Below are 22,127 nucleotides of genomic sequence, written 5' to 3'. Positions count from 1 at the left end.
CAAGTCATTATTATGCAGAGATGTTTTAGTATGGTGAACGGATCACGCCCGCTGAAAGATCAAAAACGCCACCTTACGCCCGCGTTATAGCCCCAGCCTTTGCCGCCGTTGCCGTCGATTTCTTTCCGATAGTCCGCTTCCGCATAGAGCGACACGTTATTTTTAAAGACGGTGGTGGCGCCGACGCCGGCTTCCCACATCTGACCGAACTTACCGCTGCGGAAGCTCTGCTCAAGGCCGTCCACGCCTTTAGCGCCTATTGTGGTTTTAGCCTGACTGTCCCAGCCTTTGTAATAGTTGGTGCGCAGATAAGGCGTGTACTGGCGGCCGCTGTTATCGCTCCAGCGTCGATCCAGCTTCGCGCCGACGCGCCCAATGGTCTGGTGCGAATCGTCGTAGCTGACCGTCAGGTTATCCCTGTCGCTGAAGTTATCCAGCCCCAGATGCAGGTAAGTCAGCTGGGCTGAAGGCTCCAGCCGCAGCCCGCCGCCCAGCGCAAACGGATAGCCGCTCTCCAGCGAGGCGCTCCAGCCTTTGCCTTTGATCTTTGCCACGTTCTGCCTGCGTGCAATATCCGTTTCGCCACGATGCCAGCTGTAGGAGAGCGTGCCGTCCAGGTAGAAGCCGCTTTCCTGTAGCCAGGTGGCATAAAGCGCCAGCGTATCGCTGTCGAACGTGGTGCTGCTGTAGCCGTCGGCCGCGTCCGGACGGATGCGGCTGTTACCGCGTGTCCAGGCGACGCCGCCGCGCAGGCTGCCGTTGTCCCCATCCAGCTGCACGACGTTGCCGCCTACCTGCAGCGCGCTGTAATCCATATCCAGGTCGTAGCCGAAATTCTGGAAGCTCTGGCTGGTGCTGTAGCGCATGTTGGCGCCGGTATAGCGCAGGAACATTTCCCCGCCGGCCTCGCCCTGGCCCTGACGCAGCTCGCCCAGCCGGTTATGCAGATCGTTAAGCGTGGCTGCGGAATAGTACGCCAGCCCGGTCGGAGCGGAGAGATAAGCAGGCACCTGCGGCACTACCGCCGCACGGGAAACGCCGTTATTCCTGACGAGGCCGTTAGCCAGACGATAGTCGCGAAACTGGCTGCCGCTGCCGTCGACCTGCCGCTGGGCGGCATCGCTGCTGCCCGGCGCAAAGCTGTAGAGATCGTAGCGCCACGGCCCGGCTGCCAGATAGCCGCCCTGGAGCGCAAAGCTGTTGGCGCTGGCACTGCCTGCCACCTGTGCCAGCGAGATGCCTTCGTTCGCCTCAATAACGCCATTTTGATTAGCATCGTTCAGCGCGCCGGTGCTGCCTGCCGCTGGCGTGATGTTAATCAACGTGGTGCCGTTAACATCGCCGTTTACGCGCAGGATGTCGCTGCGCTGGTTGGCGGGCGCGCCGCCGCCGTTAAGCGCGCTGGCGAGCTTCAGCGTGCCGTTCAGCGAGTTCAGCGTGCCGTTGATGGTCAGCATGTTGCCCGGCGATCCGGAGCCGTTGGTCAGATCCAGCGTACCGGCGTTATTCACCACCAGCGAATCGCTGGTGCCGCCTCTCAGTACGGGATCTACAAGGTTTCCGGCATAGAGCGTGGACTCGCGATCGATATTCAGGGTGCTGTGCGCCAGCTGCAGATTGTCGGTCAACGTCCAGTCGGTATGGTAGAAATTGATGGTGCTCCAGCCCGCGCCCAGGTTGACGCCCCGGCCTGCGTCGTCGCTGGCGAAGGAGCCGCCACGGGCCGCTATCTCGCTCAGGCTGAGCGTGCTGCCTTCGCCGCCCGCCGTGGTGATATGACTAACGTTAGCCAGGCTGACGTTCTGCACAAAGGCCTGGTTATCGATGCCGCTGCCCATCGTCAGGCTGCCGTTGAGGGTGCCGCCGGTCAGCGTCAGCGTATCGGTGCCGTTCCCCGTGTTCACATCGCCCTGCACCGCTCCACCGATCAGGGCGATCCGATCGTCCGTCGCGCCGCCCGCCACGATAACCGTATCGGCATATTGCGCGCCAATCGTGCCTTCGTTAACAAATACCGTGCTGCCGCCGCGCAGATCGATAACGGGCGCCACCGTACCCCACGAGAAGATGTCGCCCCGGTTTACCACTTCGCTGGCGGTCTGGCTGACAATTGCCGAACCGCCGCTTTCAGTGGTGATATAGATGTTTCCCTCTGAGATGACTTTCCCCGTGGTATTGGCGCGGATCCCCGTCCCGCCGCTGCCGACAAGGATCACCGTGCCGCGTGGCACCAGCATGTCGGCCTGCGTGGTCGAGCCATCGGCATTAGCAAAGGTGTAGCCCGTTGCGCCGTCGGAAGGTTCGATACCAACGGCAAGCAGTGAATCGAAAGTGGTGGCGGAACGAATGCCGCTGCCGCTGCCCCTGGCATAGATATAGGTGTTGGCCAGGGAAATGTTGGGGGTTTCCGCCAGGTTATTGATGGCGCTGCCGCTGCCGTTTACCGTCAGCGTAGCGCCGTCAATCGACAGCCCGGCGGCGCCTTCTTCCAGCAGAACGGCGTCGGCGCTGCCGTTGCCCGTAATGCTGTTACGGAAGATGCCGTCGCCATACAGCGCAAAATTACCGTTATGGCCCACGCGTACCGCTGCCGTACCACCTGACTCCAGCTGGGCGCTTTCGGGAAAAAATTGCGCGGTGCCTTCGCTCACATCAAACGCGATACCGGTAGCAGCGACCAGACCGCCCTGCATCAAAAAAGAGCCGCCGTTTTGTATCCGTACGCCGGTGCTGTTGTCGCCGGTTAGTTTAACCAACGAAGCGTCTCCCAGCGTTATCCTCGCGCCGTTGGTTATCTGAAAAGCGGTTGCGTTAGCGCCACCGCCAGAAACGCTGCCGCTATCGTAAACCGATGTACCTGCGCCGTCAGCGCGGATGCCGACGGCGCCTTCTCCCCCCAGAGTGATTGGGCCAGTGAGGTAGGCATAAGCGTTGCCGCCCGCCTCGCTTCTTAACCACACCGCCGTATTGTGGGTGTCGCCTGACGGCCCGGTGCTGCCGTTAACGTTGACGATCCCGTCCGAGTAAACGCTGGCAAAGCTGCCGCTGCTGGCGATCGCTTTGATCCCGGTGCCGTTATCGCCATTCAGATTGATCGTCCCGGCGTTGCCGACCAGCCCGCCGCTGCCGGAGTCGATCGCCAGCAGCGCGATATTCTCCTCCGGGCGAAAATCCGCCTGACCGTTAACGTCAATCACGCCGTTATTTTGCAGGCGGGCGTTCGGGCCATTCACCACCTTCATGGCGGTGCTGTTCTGAGTTTGTGCACCCAGTACGATATGCCCGTCATTTACGGCGCTGCCATCACCAATCATATTAATGCCGACGGCGCCGGACAGCCGGGTATCGAAGGCTTCATCCGTCAGAGCATTTTGCGGCGATCGCCCCAGCCAGAGCGTGCCGTCCACAGCATTGGTGAAGCTCGCCTGCGGGCCGTTAACGAACACGCCGCTGGCGCCGTCCGCCGCGCCTGTATTAATGTTGCCGTTATTGATCGCGCTGCCGCTAAAAATCCCCAGGCCAGTGCCGCTGCCTGCGATGTTGATGACGCCGTTATTGGTGAAACGGCTGCCGTCCTGTAGCCGTACCGCATTGCGGCTTTGGCCGACCCTGCTGCTGTCCACGCCGCTGCCATCGGCATTATTGAAGAAGCCGGCATTAATAACGCCGTTATTAACGCCGGTACTGCCGCTAAGCAGCTCCAGCGCGTTGCCATCGGTGATGCCGTTACCGGTACTGGCGACCTTACCGTTGATAATCGCCGTGCCGCCGTTTGCAGCCAGCACCGCGCTGCTGGCGTTCGCCACCTCCAGCGTTTTATTAACCGTAACCCTGGCCTGCGCGCCGTCTGCGCTGAGCACCACCAGTTCGCCAATCGGCTGCGCCGCTTCGTCATCCGCATCCTGCGCCACTATGCCGTAAACGATTTGCCCGCTGGTGAGAGTTACGGCTTTATCCAGCTCGTCACGGTAGCTGTCGGGATTGAGCTGGCCCGTTTCCAGCTGCCCGATAAGCCAGTTGTTATAGTTTTTAAAATCATCAAAGTTGGTCACGTTGAATCGCGTGATGACGTTATTTCTGGTGGCGACGCTGAACTCGCCTTTGTAATCAGCCACGCTGTCTACGGGAAGGGTGAGGTAAGGCCCGCCAGAAGGTGGAAGCGCAGCGGTAAAGGTCAGACGGTTATCGCCATTCCAGTTCATGTTGCCGCTGCCGGTGGCGGCAAAAAGCCGACTCTGTTTGGCCGCCATGCGCCAGCCGTTGGTTTCTGACGTCGTTGCCGCACCGGACTGGCCGATTGCCACGTTAATGGTGCCTTTACTGACCTGCGCCACGCGGGCGTTAATATATTGCCCGCCTTTGACGTCAACATAGTTTGGCAGCGGCGTATCCAGCCCGAGCGGCGGTATTTCGACCATGCTGGCGGAATTAAAAACGTCAAAGGGACGATAGCCGCCGTTCTCCCAGTCCGGGACATAAATGGTGTAACCGCCTGTACCGGGATCCAGGCCCGGCCTTTCTGCCAGCGACAGGTCAGGGTTATTCACACGGCCCTGTAGCTCTCTCAGCGTAAAGCTTTGCTCGCCGCTCAGCCCCGGCGAAAACTGCTGGTTGCCGCTAAGCGTTTGCGTGGAGCCGTTGCAGACGCAAAAAGCGCCGACTTTATTATCATTAACATAGGGTGAAAAGGGTTTCAGCGTCGCCGCCTGGCTGTAAAAAGCAGGCGCTATCGCGCCCTGTGCCGCAATAAGGCTTAACAAAAGGGGATGTAATTTAAACAAGGATATTTCCTCCAGAGCTGAAGAAAAAAGTAAAAAACATCTCGCCGTAAAAATGCGATTGCAGACGGCAGGCGGCGTGACGAATAATTAAAAATTGTTAATAACAATCACATCACTACTGAAAAGAAAGATCCATATAAAGTTATGGCGGCAAACGACATCCCCAAAAAAATAAGAATAGTGCCGTAAATAATCATATTAATTACCGGCCCTTTATTAAACTCTACAGGCCTGATTGCTCAAAGGAATCGCCGCCTTTTCAGGCTTAACGTAAAATATAATTATAGTCTTGCCAAATAGATGCAGCTCGCGATAAGAGAAAAAATGAGAAGATAAAATTTAACGGTCAACGCCATAAATATTTACTATTAAAAATCAGTATGAAACGTTATTCAGCGGCGACTTAAATAATCTCATTTATGATTACGCAACCGCATAACCGCTGCGTTTGTGCCTTGCAAAAAACAAAAAAAATGGCCCGAAGGCCATTTTCATTTTTGCTGTTCTTCCGCGCCGGAGCGATCAGGAAGCGGATGCCAGACGCGCCTCGTAGGCCACTGCCTGTTCGGCATCGAACTGGTTTTCCCACTTGGCGATCACCAGCACCGCCAGCGCGTTGCCGACCACGTTTAGCGCGGTACGCGCCATGTCCATGATACGGTCAACGCCGGCGATAAACGCCAGGCCTTCCAGCGGAATGCCTACGCTGCCCAGCGTAGCCAGCAGCACCACAAAGGAAACGCCAGGCACGCCCGCGATCCCCTTTGAGGTCACCATCAGCGTCAGCACCAGCACGATCTCCTGACCGATAGAGAGGTCAATGCCGTACAGCTGCGCGATAAAGATCGCCGCGATGCTCTGATAGAGCGTGGAGCCGTCCAGGTTAAACGAATAGCCGGTCGGCACCACAAAGCTGGTGATGGACTTGGGCGCGCCGTAAGCCTCCATTTTCTCCATGATCTTCGGCAGCACCGTTTCGGAGCTGGAGGTGGAGTAAGAGAGGATCAGCTCATCCTTCAGGATGCGCATCAGCGTGGTAATGCGCAGCTTACAGATGCGCGCGACCGTTCCCAGCACCACAAAGGCAAAGAACAGAATGGCAACGTACACCAGGATCACCAGCTTAGCCAGCGGCCACAGCGAGGCGAAACCAAAGTTGGCGATAGTCACCGAGATCAGGGCAAACACGCCAATCGGCGCGTAACGCATAATCATATTGGTGACTTTAAACATGGTTTCCGAGGTGGAACGAAACACCTTCACCAACGGCTCGCGATGTTCCGCAGGCAGCGATGACAGCCCCAGACCAAACAGCACCGAGAAGAAGATGATCGGCAGCATCTCGCCTTTCGCGATCGCCGCGAAAATATTCTGCGGGATCAGCGACAGGATAGTGGTCACCAGGCTGTGCGGGCCGCCCTGAACCTGCGCCGTCGTGGCTTCATACTTAGAGATGTCCACCGTTGCCAGCGTCGACATATCAATGCCGTAGCCAGGTTGAAACACATTCGCCAGGGTAATCCCTACCACAATGGCAATGGTGGTTATCACTTCAAAATAGAGGATGGTTTTGACGCCGATCCGCCCCAGTTTTTTCGCATCGCCCACGCCGGCGATACCGACGATCAGCGTGGAAATCACGATGGGAACCACAATCATCTTGATCAGATGGATAAAGATATCCCCGGCAGGACTAAGAATGTTAGCGATTAACCATTCACGATCCTCCGGTTGATTATGCAGTATCGCGCCAACGACGATCCCCAGTACCAACGCCGTCAATATTTGCCAGGCAAGGCTGAATTTTGCAGCTTTCATAATAGTTTTTTCCTTAACAAAACCCGCTCTCCGCGTCTTTAATGCGGAGCGATCACTCTCAAGGGAAGCAGGCCGATGTCGGCGAATGCGCGGATAATGGATGGTTGATACCTGATTTGCAGGCGCGTAATCAGTACCATTTTCACGGGTATAAATGCAACCCTAAGTGATATACGGCTAAACTATCATCGCCGAACAGGATAAAGCTCTGGAATCGACGTGTACGACTAACTCTTTGTTATAATTAGCAATATATCTCCATACTTGCGCATAGCTATGCAGTTGCTCGCCAGACGCCTGGCGAACAGCCAGGTTTAGTTGTGCGCCTTTTGTACAGCCCGTTTGCGTTATGCGGCGAATGAGTGGGCGACGGTTGCAGAAAGTTCCACCGTATTACGGCAACTTTTTGACCATTTTCATCACCTGACGTTATGGCGTGATCCATGGCGCAAAAAGCAAACAAAGCCCGGCGGCTCGCTCCATCCAACCTTTGATTGACATATTATTAACATCTTCAAGGAGAGTAGCCATGAGCCAACAACACCGACATCCCGTTCCCGCGAATATCGCGGAAAATACGCTGATCACTGCCCAGCAGTATCAGTCGATGTACCAGCAGTCCGTACAGGATCCCGAGGCGTTCTGGGGCGAACAGGGTAAAATCCTCGACTGGATAAAACCGTACACCCGCGTGAAGAACACCTCATTTGCGCCGGGCAATATTAATATCCGCTGGTTTGAAGACGGCACGCTCAATCTGGCGGCCAACTGTCTGGATCGTCACCTGCACAGCCGGGGCGACCATCCGGCGATTATCTGGGAAGGCGACGACGCCAGCGAAAGCAAGACGCTGACCTTTCGCGAGCTGCATCGCGAAGTCTGCCGCTTCGCCAACTCGCTGAAAGAGCTGGGCATAGGTAAAGGCGACGTGGTGGCGATCTATATGCCAATGGTGCCGGAAGCCGCCGTCGCCATGCTGGCCTGCGCGCGTATCGGCGCGGTGCACTCGGTGATTTTTGGCGGTTTCTCGCCGGAAGCCGTGGCCGGACGTATCGTCGACTCCGCCGCGAAGCTGGTGGTGACCGCCGATGAGGGCATTCGCGCCGGGCGCGCCATCCCGCTGAAGAAAAACGTCGACGAGGCGCTGGCTAATCCCAGCGTCACCACGGTAAGCAACGTAGTGGTTTTCCGCCGCACCGGCGCGGATGTCGACTGGCACAGCCGCGATCTGTGGTGGCACGAGCTGGTGAACAAGGCCAGCGCGCACCACCAGCCGGAAGAGATGGGCGCGGAAGATCCGCTGTTTATTCTTTACACCTCCGGCTCCACCGGCAAGCCGAAGGGCGTGCTGCATACTACCGGCGGCTATCTGGTTTACGCGGCGACCACCTTCAAATACGTTTTTGATTATCATGCCGACGATATCTACTGGTGCACCGCCGACGTCGGCTGGATCACCGGCCACAGCTATCTGCTTTACGGCCCGCTGGCGCTGGGCGCGACCACGCTGATGTTTGAAGGCGTGCCGAACTGGCCGAAGCCGAGCCGGATGGCGGAAGTAGTGGATAAACATAGAGTCACGCTGCTCTATACCGCGCCTACGGCAATTCGCGCGCTGATGGCGGAGGGCGACAAGGCCATTAGCGGCACCGATCGCTCCACGCTGCGTATTCTGGGTTCCGTCGGCGAACCGATCAACCCGGAAGCCTGGGAGTGGTATTACCAGAAAATTGGCAATAGCCGCTGCCCGATTGTCGATACCTGGTGGCAGACGGAAACGGGCGGCTTTATGATCGCGCCGCTGCCTGGCGCGACGGAGCTGAAGGCCGGTTCGGCCACCAAACCCTTTTTCGGCGTGCAGCCCGCGCTGGTCGATAACGAAGGCAACGCGCTGGAAGGTGCCTGCGAGGGCAACCTGGTGATCGTTGACGCCTGGCCAGGCCTGGCACGCACGCTGTTCGGCGATCACGAGCGCTTTGAACAGACCTACTTCTCTACCTTTAAAAACATGTACTTCAGCGGCGACGGCGCGCGGCGCGACGAGGACGGCTATTACTGGATCACCGGCCGCGTGGATGACGTCCTGAACGTTTCCGGCCATCGGCTGGGCACGGCGGAGATAGAATCCGCGCTGGTGTCCCATCCTAAAATCGCCGAGGCGGCCGTGGTCGGCATTCCTCACGCCATTAAAGGCCAGGCCATCTACGCCTATATCACGCTGAACAGCGGCGAAGAGCCGACGCCCGAGCTTTACAGCGAGGTGCGCAGCTGGGTGCGTAAAGAGATCGGCCCTATCGCCACGCCGGACGTGCTGCACTGGACGGACTCCCTGCCGAAAACCCGCTCCGGGAAAATTATGCGCCGTATTTTGCGCAAAATTGCCGCTGGCGATACCACCAATTTAGGCGATACCTCGACGCTGGCCGATCCGGGCGTGGTGGAAAAACTGCTGGAGGAGAAACAGGGTATTGCCATGCCCTGAAAATAAGCAAAAGGCAGTATAGCTTTATCGGGCAGCGTAATGATTATCACGCTGCCCTTTATTTATCAGCTTCCCGATGATGAGGCATTACCGGCGCGGTCGCTCAGTCAAGCCGGATCTCATAACAGCTCTTGCAATTATCTCTGGAGACTCTGTGATGAACGATAGATATCAGCGGATTGAAAAAAGCGCGCGTTTTAAAGAGCTGGTCAGAAAACGCCAGACCTTCGCCACGCTGCTCTCGGTAATAATGCTTATTCTCTACGTCGGCTTTATTTTATTAATCGCCTTTGCGCCAGGCTGGCTGGGTACGCCGCTTGACGCTAATACCAATGTTACCCGTGGTATTCCGATTGGCATTGGGCTGATCGTTATTTCTTTTCTTTTAACCGGTATTTATGTCTGGCGAGCCAATGGCGAATTCGACCGCTTAACCAAAGCGCTGCTGGATGAGGTGAAAGGATGAAACTTTTCCTTTATTTCGCCCTGCTGCTGCCTGTTTCCTCCCGCGCCGCCGATGCGATTAGCGGCGCGGTTGAAAAACAGCCCACCAACGTTGAAGCGATCGTGATGTTCCTGATCTTCGTGGCCGCCACGCTGGGTATCACCTGGTGGGCCTCCAAACGCACCCGTTCGCGCAGCGATTATTATACCGCAGGCGGCAATATCACCGGTTTTCAGAACGGCCTGGCGATGGCGGGCGACTTTATGTCCGCCGCCTCATTCCTGGGGATCTCCGCGCTGGTTTATACCTCCGGCTACGACGGCCTGATCTATTCGCTGGGTTTTCTGGTCGGCTGGCCGATTATCCTGTTTCTGATCGCCGAACGGCTGCGCAACCTGGGACGCTATACCTTTGCCGACGTTGCCTCCTATCGTCTGAAACAGCTGCCTATTCGCACGCTTTCCGCCTGCGGCTCGCTGGTGGTGGTGGCGCTCTATCTGATTGCGCAGATGGTCGGCGCGGGTAAGCTTATCCAGCTGCTGTTTGGCCTGGACTATCACGTCGCCGTGGTGCTGGTGGGGATCCTGATGGTGCTGTACGTCCTGTTCGGCGGCATGCTGGCGACCACCTGGGTGCAGATTATCAAGGCGGTGCTGCTGCTGTTCGGCGCCAGCTTTATGGCAATCATGGTGATGAAAACCGTGGGCTTCAGCTTTAATAATCTCTTTACCCAAGCGATGGCGGTGCATCCTAAAGGCGTGGCGATCATGCGTCCCGGCGGGCTGGTGCACGACCCGATTTCCGCGCTGTCGCTCGGGCTGGGGCTGATGTTTGGTACGGCCGGCCTGCCGCATATCCTGATGCGCTTCTTTACCGTCAGCGATGCCCGCGAGGCGCGTAAAAGCGTGTTCTACGCCACCGGTTTTATGGGCTACTTCTACTTCCTGACCTTTATTATCGGCTTCGGCGCTATTCTGCTGGTCGGCGCTAATCCGGCGTTTAAGGATGCCACCGGCCTGCTGATTGGCGGAAACAATATGGCGGCGGTGCATCTGGCCGATGCCGTTGGCGGCAGCCTGTTCCTGGGCTTTATTTCCGCAGTGGCCTTCGCCACGATTCTGGCGGTGGTTGCCGGGCTGACGCTGGCGGGCGCGTCGGCGGTATCGCACGACCTTTACGCCAGCGTGGTGAAAAAGGGCCAGGCCACCGAGAAGCAGGAGCTGCGCGTCTCGAAAATCACCGTGCTGGTGCTGGGGGTGGTCGCTATCGCGCTGGGTATTTTGTTTGAGAAACAGAATATCGCCTTTATGGTCGGGCTGGCCTTCTCGATTGCGGCAAGCTGTAACTTCCCGATTATTCTGCTGTCGATGTACTGGTCGAAACTGACCACAAGAGGTGCGATGGCAGGCGGCTGGCTGGGGCTACTGACGGCGGTCGTGTTGATGATTTTAGGCCCAACGGTGTGGGTGCAGGTGCTGGGTCACGCGAAGCCGGTCTTCCCCTACGAGTATCCGGCGCTGTTTTCTATGCTGGTCGCCTTTATCGGCACCTGGCTGTTTTCCGTGACCGACCACTCGCAGGAAGGCCAGCAGGAGCGGCAACGTTTCCAGGCGCAGTTTGTGCGTTCGCAAACCGGCGTGGGCATTGAAAGCGGGAAAAGTCACTAAGTAGCGATCTGCAAGGCGGCTGGCCGCCTTGCAGCGCAGCAACGCGCGCCCTCAGTAGTAGTTCAGCACCACCACCACGCTATCCTCTATACGCTGTGCCACTTTCGGCGTTCCGGTTGTTTGCATATACAGCGCCTCGGTTACGCCGCTGGTAAAAACCTTCAGTCCCTCAAGTTTTTTACCGCTTTCATCCAGGATCTGCTGCTCAAGCACGTTCCCCGCCGATGCCTGCTGCGTAATCTCCACCGTAGTCGACGGCACCGTTTTGCATATTAACGTGAGGTCCCCTACCTTGTGGTTACGGTTAATGGGCTCGCCGACGATAACCGTCCCCAGATCGTTGGGGTAACTCACCAGCTCTGCATGGCAGTCATCGATCGGCGTGATCGGTATGCCGCCGCTGCAGCGTGCGTCTTTGCCCAGGCCATCCCATCCTGACCAGCAGGCGCTGTAATCGCCTTCCTGTACCGGTACGCTTACCGTTTGCGTTAAGCGGTATTGCGCGACTTTTATCCGACTTGCTGGTTCGTCGGTGGCGTTCTGGCATTGTTGTACGGTTGGCGCGCCGCCGGGCGCATCGCTCATTCCGATAAACGTGGCGGCCACTTCAGGATCGCGGACGGTAAGGCCATAGATATGGAACACAAGGTCACGATCGTTGCCTCTGCTGGAGCAGAGCCAGACATCGGTGCCGGCCTCCACCGTAATCATATTGTTTCTGACCATCAGGCCGGTCGTGACGCCCGGCACGGAATTGTAGTACCACGCCAGCGCCGACGTTGAAAAACAGATCAGGCTCAGTGCGAACATAATCCTTTTCATTTTATCTCCTTGTTATGAGCCAGCCAGCACCCCGTACGGCGGCGGCGGGCTGCGTCGGTTCAGGGGTATTCGATGATGTAATTCAGGCTGGCGGTAAATTCTCCCGCCGTCGGCGGCGTCGCGCCGTCCGCCCGTAGATAGGCCTGCATCGGGATAACAATATCAGCAGCATTCAAAGACAGCGTCAGGCCCGGCGAGGCGGCATTGACCGCCAGCGGCGCGCCCCGCGCATTTTCGATGCCGATAACGATGCCGGTAGCGGTACTGCCTGCATCCGGTTGCAGCATCCCGTTACTGTCCCCATTCCCGCGCAGGAAAACTTCAATTCGGCCTGGCGTTGTTGCATCAAACTCGCAGTTTTCCAGATGAACGGCAAACGGGTAACGCGGGCTTTCCTGCGAGTTCTGCAACATGTTCAGCGTGACGGCCGCCAGCGGGAGCGTAATGTATTCATCGCCGGGCCGTATCGTACAGGGGCTGAGATTTTCAACCAGCGTACCGCTGAATTTGGCCTTCACCGCTACCTCTACAGGCGCGGCATAGCCGAGCGCAACGCACAGCGTCATCCCCAGGCCTGACCACAGGCAGCGTAATAATCCCCTTTTCATTCGTAGACCGCCTTAATTGTCGCCGTCGCCTCAAAGTACCCGGGCGTTAACGAGGCCGCCGCATTTTTCACCAGTACGGCCATCAGAACGGGGGGATCCATGCCATCAATGGCAAACGAGGTGTTTACCGGCTGGAGTTTACCGTCGTTCATTATTTTAATGGCCAGGCCGGGCTGGACATACAGCATCCCCTGGCCAAAATCTGCGCCCGTGCCGTCGATTTGCAGCGTTACCGCATTTTTACCCTGCTGCTTGCAGCTAAAGTTATAAGCAATCTCGCTCTGGTAATTAGTGCCGTTGATTTTTGCAATATCTACCTGATCGCCAAAGGAAACCTCAACGTTTTTGCCTTCATTAAGCTGACAGGAGGCAGACTGCACCACGTTGGCCGTCATGGTGAAGGTAAATACCTCCGGCGCTGCCGTCACCCGGCCTGAAAATAGCGTTAATCCTGTTAGCGTGCAGAGCACCGCTTTTGCAAAGGTGGTTGTCCTGTCCATCTGTTTATTCCTGCCGCCGTTTATCACGACTTATCCAACATAAACCTGCCGCAGCCCGAGCAAAACGCGGTTAAGCAAAGAAGCGTTGCGCGGCTGCTCTGGCGAAGCGGCAAAACTTTATGCGCTTAGCCAGCGGGCCTGACCGCCGTGGCCTTACAATGATCCCCGCTACAGGTAAACTGCAACTGCGGACGGGCGCCGTAATCGTTGATATAGGTGAGCAGCGGGCGGCTCCCCAGCGCTTCAGCGCTGACCTCAAGCACGCCTTTACTTTTCGGCGCGATCATCAGCGGCTTGAAATCATTGATGGCGCTATTCCTGGCGGCGTTGCGGCCATCGATCAGCGTCACGAAATAGGGCGTGGGATTGTTTACCTGATAGCGATCGCCGACGCGAGTCAGCGTCAGCTGCTCCTGAAAGGGCACCGCGTTTCTTTTGGGCACCAGCGCCTGCGGGCGATAAAATAATTTTACCTTTGTCTGCAAGGCAAGCTGGAGCGTATTGGGGCGTTCGGATCGCGGCGGGATCTCACGCAGATTAAAGTAGAACAAGGTTTCACGATCCTGCGGCAGCGCGCCCACGGAAGGCAACGTCTCTATTTTTACCTGGCTTTTGCTGCCCGGCTCAATGCGCTGTACCGGCGGCAGAGCAGTCAGCGGCTGCTGGATTTTTTTACCCTGGCTATCTTCTATCCAGCCCTGCGCCAGATAGGGTAATTGTTTATTATCGTTACTGACGACCAGGCTGACAGACTTTTGGCCGCCCTCAAAAATCACGCGTGTACGATCGAGCGAAACAGCGCCATAGCTTTGTGCAGCCACCAGGACGGAGAGTAAAACGGCGATGCGTGATAAACCTGCTTTATATGATCTCATTTTTTCCCCTTACACCATGTCAACTATCAGCGGCAGCCCTGCGCGGTTTATAACAGGCGGCACGGCAATAAAAGACGCTGAGAAATATCACCGGACAAGCTCTCCGGCAGTTTAAATTCGCACTGCTCTTTGCCGCTCCAGCTTACCCGCATCGTTATGCCTGGCTGGATACCGCTCAGATAGATGCTGCCGTCGTCATTCACAATGCCCACTTCCTGACGCTGGCTGTTTTGTACCGTAGCGCCAAACGGCGGGGCTTCGCCGTTTTCCAGGCGCAGTACCGCCATGGTTTTGCTCCCGGTCACCACTTTAAAGCCACCGTAGCCAATCGCGCCTTCGGTTAAGGTGCGCTGGATAACCGAAGCGCTCGCTTCAGCATTGTCCGGCAACGCATTGATATCGATACTGATGCGGTTACGGTAATAGCTGCTGATATCCGCGATAACGGCTTTGCCAAAGTGGTTACTCAAGGTATCCGCGCCGTAGCTTTTTACCGGAATATCCTTTACCGCGGTGTCGATCAGCATTCTGGTGCCGCCCGGCCTGCTGGTACGATGCAGCGCCGCACCCTGTGCGGTAGCCGTTACGCCGCCCTGCGCCGAAAGGCTTAAAGCTGAATAGCTGTTGCCCTGATAGCTGGCATTAACGTTTATCCGCGCTCTGTCTCCCTGATAGGTGTAATAGCCGCTTGCCAGCGTCTCCTGACCGGCAACCCCGCCGCTGATTTGGTAGTTGTTACGCTCATCCATCGTATTGAAGTAGCTGGCCTGATGACTGTTATTACCCTGATTAAAAGATCCGTTGTAATTCAGCGTGCCGCTGTTGCCCCACGGTAGAGACAGCGACAGGTAAATACCGTCATCATTGCTGCCGTCATATTTATTACGCCAGGCGGTGGCTGACAGACTGACGTTACGCAAGCGCCCGGCGTCAAAATATTTCGTCGCCGTCAGGGTAAAACGGTCATTGTCCGGTTTATCCCACCAGGTCTGATGAGAGTAATTCAGATAAAAGCTTGCCCGCCAGTCGCGCAGCTGCTGGCTGAAGATGGCGGTATACATCTCTTTACCGTTGCCGTAGGCCCTGCCGTATTTATGCGCGTTAAGGTAATCCTGCATACTCATATAGCCCTGCTCTGAATAGCGGTAGCCTGCAAAGGTCATTTCACTGTCGGTTTCGTCGAACCTTTTTGAGTAGCTGACGCGCCACGAGGCCCCTTTCTGCGTATCCGGCAGCGGATCGGGCAAACGCCGGGCAAACGCCTGAGTAAAATCCAGAGAGAGCGCGCCGAAAGCCATCAGATCGCGCCCTGTGCCCAGCGCCAGCGCCTGGTATTCCTCACTGGCTATCGTCCCGCCGTACAGGGACCAGCCGTTACTGACGCCCCATGAGAACTCGCCGTTTACAAACCCCTCGCCTTCCATATGGTGCTGAGTGTTGGAAGGCCTGCCCGCCGCCAGCTTGTAGCGCACCATGCCCGGCCGCGTCAGATAGGGCACGCTGGCCGTATTGATGCTGAAAGTTTGTACTGAGCCATCCTGCTCTTCTACCCGCACATCCAGCTCGCCGCTGATCGTTTCGTTGAGATCCTGAATACGAAACGGCCCGGCGGCGACCCGGGTTTCCTTGATGACCCGCCCTTTCTGGCTGATCACCACTCTGGCGCTGGTTTTCGCTATCCCGCTGATTTCCGGGGAATAACCACGCAGATTAGGCGGCAGCATATTGTCATCAGACCGCAGGCTCAGCCCGGTATAGGTAAAACTGTCGAAGATATCTGAAAAGAGCGCATGTTCGCCCACGCCCAGCCTTGCGTGCCTGTGCGGTAAAGCGCGCCAGGCATAGAAACGCGTCCAGTCCCAGTTAAGGTTGTTACTGGCCTGATTGTCATAGCGCCCCTGCCAGTCGGCACGCAGGCGCCAGGGACCAACGTTGGCCCCGGCCGTCCCGTTGCCCGTGAACGTGTTGTCCGTCTTCTTCTCGTGCTCATGTCGGGTCTGGGCACTGGCGTAATAATCGAACAACAAGCCGGGTATCCCCTCATCCCACTGCGCTGGCGGATCCCAGTTGGGCGCGCGGTATTCCAGATAAATTTGTGGGATAGTTAAATAGAGCGTATTGGTGCCTAAATCAGCGCGCTGGCTCATACCCGGCAAACTGTCGGTATTCAGACACTGGCCCTCATGCCACCACGTTAACTGCGGGCGTAGCTCAGGCTTCAGGCCAATAAAATTGACCAGAGCGGCAGTCAGACAGGGCTTACTTTCTTTTTCATTATCTTCTGTCGTAAACCAGTCCACTGACTGCTCGGGGAGCTCATTATCATTAATCTGAAGTTTCAGAGTGTAGTTACCGGGCATGATATATCCCGCCTGAGAAAAACGGCTGAGATCGATGTTCGCTCTGTCTTTCACATCTAAAAGATCGGTATTAAATTCTATTCCACATGCCTCGACAGACCGCGCGAAACAGCAAAGAATCAGCAGGAAAATGGCATGCCACAGCCATAAAATATCTTTTTTTAATATAATATTCACTGACATCGGCATCCTTACGAGAAGTTAATCCCTGGGTAAGCCTTTCATAACCGATTTAATAATTTTTTGTCGGAGGAATTAAGCATGGAAATAATTCCGCCATTCTGCCGACAAACATGAACCTGTTTTGCCGTTGTTCCCCAGGCAGAAAACACTCCCGGCAGAAACGCCGGGAGAGGACAAGGTCCGTCAAATCGACTTATTGATATGCAAGTGTGAAATCAGCAATACTCTGGAATTCGCCAGGCGTTACGTCTTTGCCATCACCTTGCACATAGGCAGAAAAACTCAGCGTATTATAGCCAGTCTGCAAAACCTGCTTAGCGCTCGGACTGCCGAGCTTGAGCACTGCGCCAGTACCATCAGTGATGGCGATACTCGCGCCCTTAACTGTCCCGGTCATGCCCAACAGACCGGTAGTGCTTTCCGGTCCGCTGAACGTGGCCGTTACCGCTGCGGCGGTCGCAACCGTACAGTTTTCCAGTTTAATCTGGAAAGGACGGGGATCGGAGGTTCCACCATCCTTCAGGGTAACAGTCGAGATTTGCCCAAGAGGCACGTCCTGATAAACAGAGTCAGGATTAATTGAGCAAGGAGACTCAATGACGGAGCCAGAAAAAGTCACTGAACCATGTCCCTGGTCGGCATAAGCTACAGAAGTCATGCCGAAAATGGCGATAGCTGACAGTACGATTTTATTCAGTTGCATAAAGTACATTCCTTTGATTATAAACCTTTCCGTTTATCGGATGATAAATGTTTATTTATAACATCATTTTCTTTGCTGAAAAAAAGCCAACCTGTAAAAACAGATAAGTTAATAATGCATTAACGGCGCTTGAGTTTATTAATGGCCATTTACATTGTCAGGTAAATAGAATCCGTAATAAATACCTGTTCAGGGCGGCAGGATTATTCTTACAGAAGACATTTCCAGATGAAAGGTCTTTTTTCTTAAAAAATGACAGAAAAAAATGAAAGTTTAGACAGGAAGGTGTTACTGGCGATAAATGCTAAAAAATCGTCAAACAGAGATGCTCTTTAGAATAAAAAACCAAATAAAACCCATTTTGCACGCCGTCACTCTATAAATGACAAATGTAAAAAAAGAAGAAACAAACGGGGCGATTTAAATATATAGCATTTATCTTTGCCGGAGTATTAAAAATATCAGGCAAGCTCCTTAATATAAGCTGCTATATTTTAATATATATCACCTGTTTGAACATTAGCGGCAACAACTTTATAAACCTTGTTAAAAGTTCAGCATAATAAGCCTGTTCCCGGCCTGTATCAGGGCATCAGCCGTACCGGGAGCAGGCAGGTCCGGCCAGAAGCCGGACACATTCAGCGGCGGGCCACCCTTTACAGGTTGCCGCCTTTGGCATCAGAAATGCAGGGATGCACCTACGTATGCGCCGTCAGCAATGACGTTGTCTTTACGACCGTCTTTGCCGTTCATCGCCAGGTACTGATAGCCCACGCGCACGTCAACCAGGGAGATTGGCTTAAAGCTCACGCCAGCGGAAGCTTCCTGGTAGTCATCAATGTGGCTGGAGAAAGAATCCGGCGAGTAGTAATACTGGCCAAATACGTTGAACATATTGGTGACTGGAACGCTTGCGCCAATGCCGACCGCAACGGCATAGCCGTCTTTGCTATCGGTTGGGTTAGTGGAAATCGCTTTCACGCCAGGCGTGATAAAGATATCGCCCAGACCCACATTGTAACCCAGACCCAGGCTGCCCATGCTGCCGTCGTGATCGCTGCGCAACCAGTTACCGGTCAGCGCCAGACCAGGCGAGTCAGCGCCCATGCCCGCGTGTACATTAGTATAATCACGACCTACGTCGACACCGCCTTCAATCGCCTGCGCTGATCCGGCCAGCGCCAGCAGCGCCAGAGCGCCTGCGGTAGTTGCCACTGCTTTCATTTTATTCTCCTGATGAATTTACTTACGCCGTTTCCCGACGGCAGCGGAGGATAGATCATCAACAGAGGAAATAAAATGAGAATGCGACGAATCTTAGGGCTTGTTTAGTAAATGTTGCTGTTAGGGGGCGAACATACAGGCTTTAAACCAGCGTCCACATCAGGCGGCCAATCAGCGGCGCGATAACCACTGTCACCACGCCTGACAGCATCATCACCAGGCTGGCGACCACGCCCTCTTCCTGACCAATTTCATAGGCGCGAGCGGTGCCTGCGCCGTGTGAGGCCGCGCCAAACCCAGCGCCTTTCGCCAATCCCTGCTTGACGGCAAGCCGAATAAAAAGCAGATCGCCGACGGCCATGCCGAATACGCCGGTGATCACCACAAACAGCGCCACCAGATCGGGCTGCCCGCCCAGCTGCTTCGCCGCCGCCAGCGCAAAGGGCGTAGTGACAGAGCGCACCGCCAGACTACGCTGGATTGCCTCCGGCAGCGTCAGCAGCCTTGCCAGCCATACCGAGCTGCAAACGGCGACCAGCGTGGCGGTCAGTACGCCCGCGCTAAGCGACAGCCAGTGGCGGCGGATAATCGCCATATTTTCATAAACGGGCACGGCGAAGGCCAGCGTAGCCGGGCCAAGCAGCCACAGCAGCCAGCGGTTTTCGTCGATATAGTTCTGCCAGGAGATATGGGTCAGCAGCAGCAGCGCCACCAGCACCATTGGCGTCATCACCAGCGGCATCAGCAGCAGCCTGTGCCAGCGGCGGTAGAGACGTTTATTGAGAAAATAGACCAGCAGCGTCGCCAGCAGACAGAGCAGGCTGATAAAAAAGTTATTCACCCTGACGCTCCTTTTTTCGTGCCGCCAGCCGCATTTCAAAACGATAGACGCGATCCACCACCAGCGCGGTAGCGGAAAGCACCAGCAGCGTACTGATCATAATCACCAACATAATCCGCCAGCCGTCCACGCGCAGCAGCTGCGAATAGTTAACCACCGCTACCACGGCAGGAATAAAAAACAGCAGCATTTCCGCCAGCAGCCAGCGCGATCCGGCTTTCACCCAGTTCAGCGGCAGCACCCGCAGCATAATCAACGCCAGCAGCAGCAACATGCCCACGATATTGGCGGGCAACGGCAGCCGCAACCAGTCAACCAGCCGCTGCGCGGCCAGAAAAAAAGCGATATACAGCACCACCTGTAACGGAACCTGAATACGTTGCTGCCACGTGCTTTGCGGGCGTATCGCCAGCTTCATGATGGGTCTCTCTCTGAATAATGCGTAAAGAGAGTATAAAGCCGTACCAAAGGGTGAAAAAAATGACTTAATATTATCTGAACTATGCCTTACAGGAATGTTTATGGACGTCAGAGCCCTGCGTTATTTTGTGGAAGTGGTGCGCCAGCAAAGCTTTACTCGCGCGGCGGAGCAGCTGTACGTCACGCAGCCGACCATCAGTAAAATGCTGCGCCAGCTGGAGGATGAACTGGGCTGTACGCTGCTGATCCGTGAAGGACGCAAGCTGCATCTGACCGATACCGGACAGGCCGTTTATCAGCGCGGACTGACTATCCTTCAGGAATTTAAGCAGCTGGAAGCGGAAATCAGCGATATCAACGACCTGAAAACGGGCGAGCTGCGGTTAGGCATTCCGCCAATGGTGGGGATGCAGATTGCCGGTTCGATCTCCGCTTTCCGCCAGCGTTATCCCGGCGTCGAGCTGAAAATTTCCGAATTCGGCGGCCTGACCGTGCAGCAGGCAGTGCTTTCCGGCACGCTGGATATTGCGATGACCGCGCTGCCGGTAGCGGAAGATCTGCCGCTGAACGCGCTGCCGCTAATGAGCCACCCGCTCTGCGTGCTGGTGCCGAAAACCCGCGAATGGCTGCGCCGTACCCATATTCCGCTGGCCGAGCTGGCCGGGCATCCTATCCTGATTTATAACGAAGAGTTTTCGCTGAACCGCCAGCTGATGCGTGCCTTCCAGGCCAGCGGCTTTACGCCGCAGATCGCGGTACGCAGCGGCCAGTGGGATTTTCTCGCGGCGATGGTACAGGCCGGTATGGGCGTGGCAATCCTGCCGGAGCCGATCTGCCAGCGGCTGGATAAAAGCCATCTGCTATGGCTGCCGCTGGAGTCGGAGCTGGTCTGGCAGCTGGGCCTGATCTGGCGGGAAGGCAGCTACCTCTCAAAGAGCGCGCAGGCCTGGATCGCCTGCTGTCGCCAGTTCTGGCCGGGTCAGACGCCAACGCTGTCGGTATAAAAAACGGGGGCGCTGGCAGCGGCCCCGGAGACGCTAAACAGGCGCATTTTTACCTGTCTTTTAACCTTATTCGTTCTGCCTCTTACGGATATTGCTATTCAGCTTGTCTGCTGCCTCTGCGTTCTGGAAAAGAATGCCGAAGAAGATATAGATCGGCACGGATGAAAGCGTATGACTTCATCAGCAATAATTAGCAGAACTGTTACGTCAGAGACTGGCCTGATATTTACCAGACCCAACCCTGAGCCTTAAAGCGCGTTTTCCTGCCGTTTACAAAACAAAAGCAAAAGAAAATAGTATTAGCCTGGCGGAACCTCTCATTTCATCAGAACAGCAGCAAGCAGAATAAACCACCGGTTACCCCCCCTTATCATAATATTTCCTTTTCCTCCAAAATATAATTACCGTTATATGAAGAATTTATCTTTCGCTGTACGGTTGAATAACATCAGATGACAGAGGCGATTTTCTTAACGCAGCATGACGAACATAAATTAAGCTGATAAACTAACAGAAAACCGGGCAATAGCGCTCGTTGACCAGCAAAAGGAATATTGCATGTCACCTTCTCTACAGGCTTTACGCCTGCCCTTCGATGTTTTTCAGACGCAGAAACGCATGGATGATTACGGTGCCGATGATATGCAGTGCGGCGATTTAAGCGAGCTGCAGCTGAAGAACTTCTATCGGCTGGAGAAAGTATCCGGTCAGTACGATCCCTGGCGGGCAGAGAGAACGGATTTCCCCATCAGTAACTACGCCGTGATACGTCATAAGATGCGCCATCATGAAGTGGCAGCCAAACTATTCAACGAATTCCGCCGCGAGTCGCGGCCCTTCTCTTTTTTCGGCCATCGCGGGCTGTTTATGGCACTAATCGACCATTTTCAATATGGCGATGGAAAACCCTTTTCCAGCAGTGAATTAAATGGGGCTTATAAGAGGTTGATAGAAAGCGCGCATTCAGATAACGCAAACTCGTCAAAGGTTATCGATAAATTTATACGGGAAAATATAGACTGGGATAATTATTTTCTTGCCGAAAATAAAAAACAGGCTTTAAGAAAAGTTATCGGAGAGAGTTTTCTTCCGAAATTTAATAGATTACAAGACAAGATGAATGGTCTGGGTATGTCAGTGCACGGTATATACGCGACAAAAATCACGCTAAAGTCTCTGGAAGTTAACGGAGATAAATACAAAGCCACCCTGCATTACAAAGGCCAGGATCACTTTGGCCTTGATGACCGCGATATCATGGATCCTCGTTTTCATCATTTGAATATTTTCCGAATCTGGTTTGTGCTACAGCGCTGGAGAAGGTACGCGTACAAACCCTTCTTTACCAATATGGCAGCGACCATCACGCTGACGGGAAGCAAAAAGTGAAAAAG

General features: G+C 55.3%; 16 protein-coding genes. 5 read left to right on the top strand and 11 right to left on the bottom strand.

Going from position 1 to position 22,127, the window contains the following annotated elements; genetic code table 11:
- Positions 1-59: 59 nt before the first annotated feature.
- Positions 60-4,781, bottom strand: coding sequence for an autotransporter outer membrane beta-barrel domain-containing protein (locus tag ACVWZ0_RS02510; RefSeq protein WP_253456058.1), 4,722 nt, complete (start codon positions 4,779-4,781; stop codon positions 60-62).
- Between the two features lie 522 nt (positions 4,782-5,303).
- A complete protein-coding gene (gene gltP, locus ACVWZ0_RS02505) occupies positions 5,304-6,599 on the bottom strand; it encodes a glutamate/aspartate:proton symporter GltP (RefSeq protein WP_253456061.1) in 1,296 nt (431 codons plus the stop codon).
- A 529-nt stretch (positions 6,600-7,128) separates the two neighbouring features.
- Here gltP and acs point away from each other — a divergent pair.
- From acs to actP, 3 genes are all read left to right on the top strand, one after another.
- A complete protein-coding gene (gene acs, locus ACVWZ0_RS02500; protein WP_253456064.1) occupies positions 7,129-9,081 on the top strand; it encodes an acetate--CoA ligase in 1,953 nt (650 codons plus the stop codon).
- Between the two features lie 157 nt (positions 9,082-9,238).
- Complete coding sequence (locus tag ACVWZ0_RS02495; RefSeq protein ID WP_253456067.1) at positions 9,239-9,547, top strand: DUF485 domain-containing protein; 309 nt, start codon at positions 9,239-9,241, stop codon at positions 9,545-9,547.
- Positions 9,544-11,193 carry a cation/acetate symporter ActP gene (actP, locus tag ACVWZ0_RS02490; protein WP_125290227.1) on the top strand — a complete coding sequence of 550 codons (1,650 nt, stop codon included), beginning with the start codon at positions 9,544-9,546 and terminating at the stop codon, positions 11,191-11,193. Before ACVWZ0_RS02495 ends, actP begins: the two co-directional genes overlap by 4 nt.
- A gap of 51 nt (positions 11,194-11,244) precedes the next feature.
- On the opposite strand, the gene ACVWZ0_RS02485 is transcribed toward actP, so the two are convergent.
- The 9 genes from ACVWZ0_RS02485 to ACVWZ0_RS02445 form a co-directional block, all read right to left on the bottom strand.
- On the bottom strand, positions 11,245-12,015 hold the full coding sequence (locus ACVWZ0_RS02485; RefSeq protein ID WP_253461311.1) for a hypothetical protein: 771 nt from the start codon (positions 12,013-12,015) through the stop codon (positions 11,245-11,247).
- A 59-nt stretch (positions 12,016-12,074) separates the two neighbouring features.
- Positions 12,075-12,623: a fimbrial protein gene (locus ACVWZ0_RS02480; RefSeq protein WP_253456070.1), complete on the bottom strand. Its 549-nt coding sequence runs from the start codon at positions 12,621-12,623 to the stop codon at positions 12,075-12,077.
- Positions 12,620-13,123 carry a fimbrial protein gene (locus tag ACVWZ0_RS02475; protein ID WP_253456073.1) on the bottom strand — a complete coding sequence of 168 codons (504 nt, stop codon included), beginning with the start codon at positions 13,121-13,123 and terminating at the stop codon, positions 12,620-12,622. Before ACVWZ0_RS02475 ends, ACVWZ0_RS02480 begins: the two co-directional genes overlap by 4 nt.
- Before the next feature lie 125 nt (positions 13,124-13,248).
- Entirely contained in the window at positions 13,249-13,998 is a 750-nt protein-coding gene (locus ACVWZ0_RS02470; RefSeq protein ID WP_253456075.1) for a fimbria/pilus periplasmic chaperone, read from the bottom strand.
- A 47-nt stretch (positions 13,999-14,045) separates the two neighbouring features.
- Positions 14,046-16,541 (bottom strand): outer membrane usher protein, encoded by a 2,496-nt coding sequence (locus tag ACVWZ0_RS02465; RefSeq protein WP_253456078.1) that lies wholly within the window; start codon positions 16,539-16,541, stop codon positions 14,046-14,048.
- Between the two features lie 193 nt (positions 16,542-16,734).
- Positions 16,735-17,244, bottom strand: coding sequence for a fimbrial protein (locus ACVWZ0_RS02460; RefSeq protein WP_253456081.1), 510 nt, complete (start codon positions 17,242-17,244; stop codon positions 16,735-16,737).
- A gap of 678 nt (positions 17,245-17,922) precedes the next feature.
- Positions 17,923-18,468: a YfaZ family outer membrane protein gene (locus ACVWZ0_RS02455; protein WP_253456085.1), complete on the bottom strand. Its 546-nt coding sequence runs from the start codon at positions 18,466-18,468 to the stop codon at positions 17,923-17,925.
- A gap of 142 nt (positions 18,469-18,610) precedes the next feature.
- Entirely contained in the window at positions 18,611-19,309 is a 699-nt protein-coding gene (locus tag ACVWZ0_RS02450; RefSeq protein WP_253456088.1) for an LrgB family protein, read from the bottom strand.
- Positions 19,302-19,727, bottom strand: coding sequence for a CidA/LrgA family protein (locus tag ACVWZ0_RS02445; RefSeq protein ID WP_253456091.1), 426 nt, complete (start codon positions 19,725-19,727; stop codon positions 19,302-19,304). Before ACVWZ0_RS02445 ends, ACVWZ0_RS02450 begins: the two co-directional genes overlap by 8 nt.
- Before the next feature lie 103 nt (positions 19,728-19,830).
- Between ACVWZ0_RS02445 and ACVWZ0_RS02440 the strand changes: the two genes are divergently transcribed.
- Positions 19,831-20,733 carry a LysR family transcriptional regulator gene (locus ACVWZ0_RS02440; RefSeq protein WP_253456093.1) on the top strand — a complete coding sequence of 301 codons (903 nt, stop codon included), beginning with the start codon at positions 19,831-19,833 and terminating at the stop codon, positions 20,731-20,733.
- 558 nt (positions 20,734-21,291) lie between these two features.
- Complete coding sequence (locus ACVWZ0_RS02435; protein WP_253456096.1) at positions 21,292-22,122, top strand: DUF3289 family protein; 831 nt, start codon at positions 21,292-21,294, stop codon at positions 22,120-22,122.
- Positions 22,123-22,127: the final 5 nt, after the last annotated feature.

The organism is Erwinia sp. TECH1, from assembly GCF_054057575.1.
The sequence above is the reverse complement of the archived record's forward strand: the minus strand, read 5'-3'. Positions and strand labels throughout refer to the sequence as shown.